Origin of the sequence: Rhizobium phaseoli, from assembly GCF_003985125.1 — a bacterium.
GTDB classification, from domain to species: domain Bacteria; phylum Pseudomonadota; class Alphaproteobacteria; order Rhizobiales; family Rhizobiaceae; genus Rhizobium; species Rhizobium phaseoli.
The window spans coordinates 1-5,115 of the sequence record NZ_ML133620.1; the positions used below are offsets into that span (position 1 = coordinate 1).

Genomic DNA, 5,115 nt, shown 5'->3' on the forward strand with positions numbered 1-5,115 from the left:
ATCTGACATATCGCCTTCCTTCTTTCGTTCCATCCATCGCTGAGTAAAAGGCAGGCAGCTCGCGCCGCCTCGCATGGCAATCTTCAAAACCCGTGCCATGTGGGCCGATCGAGCCAAAGGAAAGATCCTTTTGTTGGGTTTCAGAAAGTTACTCCGAACCACCACAGGAAACTGCCAAACAAACCTAATGTCGCCGATCAGACAAAGCCGACAGACGGTGTCGTGATGGCATCACTTGCACCGCTAGAGCAAATCCTGCTCAATCTGGGTCATATCCAGCGGCCTTAAGGTAGTTTGCGCATTCTGCCGCAGTGAAGCGAGGTATCAAGGCCCCGACCGCATCCCATAGAGCATCGATCTTTCGCTCGGCTCGGCCTCGCAACATGGCTTTCAGCTTCGAGAATGCGTTCTCGATTGGATTGAAGTCCGGACTATAGGGCGGCAGGAACATGAGCTTGGCGCCGGCACGTTCGATGGCATCGCGGACACCGGCTATCTTGTGTGCAGGCAGGTTATCCATAATGACGACGTCGCCGATCTCCAGGGGCGGCACCAGCACCTGTTCGACATACGCAAGGAAGACGTTGCCGTTCATCGCGCCATCGTAGACGAATGGGGCGGTCATTCCGCTGAGGCGCAACGCACCGGTGAAAGTCGTTGTTTTCCAATGGCCGTGCGGCACGCCGGCACGGCAAACGCTCACCTCGCAATGCACGTCCGCGCAGACGTGACATCTTGGTCGAGAGGCCGGTTTCGTCGATGAAGATCAGTTTCTCCGGATCGAGGTCCAATTGACCATCGAACCAGGCGCGCCGGCGCTTCAGGACGTCCGGTCGGTCCTGCTCCAGTGCGTGTGCGGTCTTTTTTAAAGGTCCACCCACGGCCTCGAAGCCAGGCGCCAAGTGCGCTGCGGCTGATCTTCACCTGCCGCTCGACGGACAAGCGCTCAACCATCTCATCGAGCGTCACATCCCTACGCTCGTTGATCAACGCGACAACGAATTCCTCGTGTGCATCCACTGCCGAAGGTCGTCTCCAGCTCTGTGGCAGAGCAGTTAACTCACCCTCTTTCGCTCTTCAATCCAGCGGATCGCCGTCGAAATCCCAACTCCGAAACGAGCCGCAGCCTGTCGAGCCGACATGCCCGCCGCAGACGCTTTCAAAACCCGTATTAGGAGATCATCGCTCAGGGCCTGTCCCATCATCCACCTCTCCGCTGTGGATGTTGAATCAGCTTCGGTCGCTCTCGTCACCTCACAATCGATTCATCAATCGCAGGACATGTCTAGGTCGACCGCGCGCCAGCGCGACCGCGACCATCAGCAGGACAAAGAGCTTTGAAAACAGGAGACAATCGCACATCCCTGTAGCCAAGAGAGAAATGGCGTATCGCACGGGAGACGCTGCGAGCGCCCAGGTGATAGAGCTTCGCCTTGTGGCTGAACAAGCCAACTTCGATCGCGCAGGCCCGCCGCGCCCGACAGCTGGCCAAAAACAGCGCCAGGAGCTACGACTGGGGCCACGCACGTGAGTATGTCGAGGGCATGTCGCGCATGCTGCAGCAGGACAAACCGGATGGCCACGTCTTGGCGACCGGCGAGACGACGAGTGTCGGCCAATTTCTCGAGCGGGCTTTTGCCGACGTGAACATTACTTTGGAATGGAAGGCGTCCGGCGTCGACTGGCTACGACTCCGCGTCCGGTGCCTGCCTTGTTGAAGTCGATCCTCGATACCTCCGCCCGACGGAAGTTGATCTTCTGCCGGTGATCCGACCAAGGCCCGCCAGAAGCTGGGCTGGCAACACAAGGCCCCGGTTCAGGAGCTCGTCGCCGAGATGGTGCGCGAGGATGTCAAGCACTGGAAGGCCCTGAACAGCCGGGAAGAGCTCTGAGTGTACGACTTGTCCAACAAGAAGATCTGGGTTGTCGGCCATCGCAGTATGGTCGGCAGTGCGCTTGTGCGCAGGCTCCGATGCCGTGCTCTGCGGCAGTGGCGTCAGTTAGCGGGTCGAACGAGGAGCGCGGATCGTGAACCCGCGAGCGCGCAAAAATACGGCATTAGCCGATGATGTTCATACTTCCACCAGGTGCCCGGATTGCGGTACCGAGGCTTCGGGGCATATGTTCCTGATGGTCCTGCTTGTCTCGAATATCTCACGCTTGACGTCTAAGCGTTCGCAGATCGAAAGGTGCGGGATGTGTCATCGTGTGGGTCGGTCCGTCATCGAGGGTTAAATAGACGCACCGATCACTGGGCCGCCACCGTCTCTTCGGATAACTTCAGCTATGGGACCATGCTCTTTCATAGCTCAGGGCCATTCCGCTCGATCAAGGTCCCCGATGGCCAATCACTCATTGAGCATCCTATTGGGAATACTACCAAAATTACGTTTTCACAGCGCGTCGGCGGGAGGTTGAGATAAACATCGGCAAGGGTGGATCGCACGCGTACCCCTTCCAAAACCGTCGCAAGACCATTTCGGCAGAGCCTGAGAACAAGGTTGCGCAACGCCTGCCGAACACCGCCGAACGCAAACCGAACGCCAAGTTGCTGCAGCACTGGGTAAACAATGCGCATCGAATTAATGCCGTACCCCTCAAGATCTGGACGCACGCCCCACAATCCAAGCTCGCATACGAGTAGATCGACCTCGCCAACCCGAACGAAACGACGCAACAACCCCATGTGAGCGGCCACACCGTGCGCATCATAGCCTATTACGCGAAGCTCGGGCCTAGCTCCTGACCAACTACGAGCACCTTCGAATGGAAGGGCGTTGTAAGCTCCAGTTGGCCCATAGGTCTTCCGAAAGAAATCTGCGAGCTCCGTGTGGTCAGAGAGCTCCAACTCGTTTTCCCAGCACACTTTCCACCGCACCTGAGGGCTCATACCTAAACCTCCACTTAATACTCTGTCCAGGCGTCGACAGAGCAACTACTTGATACGCACTCGTTGGGGCGCTTCTAATGGCACTGGTATAAGCTGGTGAAATCATTTGTTTGGATGGAACTCATCCGTCCAATGGATGCGTTCCAATCAATCGGCCTGCCATCGGCTGCCGACGCCAGATGAAGCGGCTGCTCCAACTTCTTCGTGAACATGCCGCCTTGTCCATCATGCTGGATCATCTTGATCAGGCATCCAGGACATTGAACTGAAAAGTTGACCATGACTGAGAGGCTCGCTACTCAGGCAGAAGCAAGCCAAAGACGTTTTCGGCGATAATCAGGCAAATTGTCGAGATCACATTAGAACCCTCGGCGGAACCGGGCTGGTCTATCCCGGCGTCGAAAGTCGTCGAACGACCCGACCGGGCGGAGGGGTTTTTTCGGAATGTTCGGTTTGCGACAGTCTGATTCCACACAAAATGGGACGCGGCGATAGGCAGCAGCATTCTCCTGTTGAATCTGAAAGGGGTTCCCCTCGCAAAACGCCCTGGTTCGCTTTGGCTATCGCAGCCCATGGACCGGCACGCTGGGTATCGGCGAAGATTGCCAGAGGACATACTTGCCTGGCGATCCCGACCTCGGGAGAAGATGATGGGTACAGGAATGGATTCCTAGATCAGTGCGTTTCCGGTGCAAGCTTTTAGGACCCCGGACACAGCAAACGCCTCCCAGGACTGGCGAGGCGGCCGCGAGATCGCAATTTTCTCCTAGATAACGGTATGAGGTGATCGTCATACCCTGGTCACCGGATGCCGATCGTCACGCACATGGTCTGGTACAGAGCCGGCGGCGCCGATGAGCCCCCGAGGAAATACTTAGTGACTGGCACGGTTGTTGCGTCGTCTCACGAAAGACAGCCGTTAACGAGAGGTCACGATGATGGATGTATGCTCGATGGGGATGGTGTTGTGCGGTGGGTACCTTCTTGCTGCATCCGCAGGCAGACTCGGCGGCGCTGAGAATGTCTTATCTGACTCGCCTTTGTCCGCGGCTGATGTATCGAGTTTCGAGACTTTCATAGTTCGCAGCCCACCGACATCACTCAATCTGGATCCATTTTATGCCAAATATGCTGACGCAGCGGGCATACCTATTATTTCGTCAAACAAGGTTCCAGACACGGCACTATTGATCTCACGTGACATTGTCCTCTACATGTTGTCAGAACGCCGTGATGTCCGCGATGCTTTAATCCAGGCTGGAGCGCGGGTGGGCGTCATGGCAATTGACGAGACGACGACTGATATTCCCGAGCAGCGGGATTGGAAGAAGCCTCTTCCCGATGATCCACGTCTCACCCCTGACGAGCGGCGGGATTACGCCAACACGATCGGCAAGATGACTGCCCGAGACTACTGGGCACAAAGGGCGCGCGGCATGGGCGGGCTCTACACGACGGGAGCTGTGGAGAATTTGATGGGCGTGCCGGGCACGCGGTATTACGGCGGGAACATTCTTGTTCACGAATTCTCACATAATATTTTCAACGCGCTGCGCACGGTAGATCCTGATCTCGTTGCACGAGTTGAACGTGCCTATTCGCACGCCTACGAGAAAGGCCTCTGGGCGTGTTCCTATATGGAGAACAACGTCGATGAGTATTGGGCCGAGGGCACGCGATTTTGGTTCAATACGAACTTGGCTTACAGCCGAGGCAATCTCACCATTGCCACATCAGAAGATTTCGAGGCTCACGATCCAAGCCTCTATAATATCATGGCCGAAGTCTACCGCCATGACCACCACATTCTGGCGGATGTCTATTACCGGCATTCGGCGAAGTCGCAGTAATGTCCTTTGGTATTGACTGCCGGCCTCATGCTGCAATCCCGCTGGAGACCCGAACTATCGCTGATCGTCCGTAATTTGTCAGAGCCAGCCATAAATTTGAGTTTCCGTTCAATTGAAGCGCCCATGTTGTTCCCACGGGTGCATACCAAGTACTTCGTGGCCGCTGGAATTGGCTCCTTGTGCAACATCGAGACCAAATGACCTGCCACTGAATTTTCATCCGGCGGCGATTAGAGCCTCGGCGGTCTTTGAACCGCTCCCAAACGTTGGACCACCGGATGCTAGAGTTTTCCGGCTTCATTCAGGGAGGCGGGCTGGTTGCGCCTCCCGAATTCACCAACGAGATCGGCACCTTGTTGCCGATCGCACCATGAG

2 protein-coding genes and 2 pseudogenes are annotated in these 5,115 nt (G+C 56.4%); 2 read left to right on the forward strand and 2 right to left on the reverse strand.

The genetic code is table 11. From position 1 onward, the window contains the following. Positions 1–259: 259 nt before the first annotated feature. A pseudogene (locus tag EFD56_RS32175) lies at positions 260–1,202 on the reverse strand (IS630 family transposase). A gap of 231 nt (positions 1,203–1,433) precedes the next feature. Here EFD56_RS32175 and EFD56_RS32895 point away from each other — a divergent pair. Beyond that, positions 1,434–1,892, forward strand: a pseudogene (locus EFD56_RS32895) (GDP-mannose 4,6-dehydratase). Positions 1,893–2,302: 410 nt separating this feature from the next. Here EFD56_RS32895 and nodA read toward each other — a convergent pair. Next, on the reverse strand, positions 2,303–2,890 hold the full coding sequence (gene nodA / locus EFD56_RS32185) for a nodulation N-acyltransferase NodA (RefSeq protein WP_004679687.1): 588 nt from the start codon (positions 2,888–2,890) through the stop codon (positions 2,303–2,305). Positions 2,891–3,825: 935 nt separating this feature from the next. Here nodA and EFD56_RS32195 point away from each other — a divergent pair. Beyond that, positions 3,826–4,740 carry a hypothetical protein gene (locus EFD56_RS32195; RefSeq protein ID WP_010034735.1) on the forward strand — a complete coding sequence of 305 codons (915 nt, stop codon included), beginning with the start codon at positions 3,826–3,828 and terminating at the stop codon, positions 4,738–4,740. Positions 4,741–5,115 lie beyond the last annotated feature (375 nt).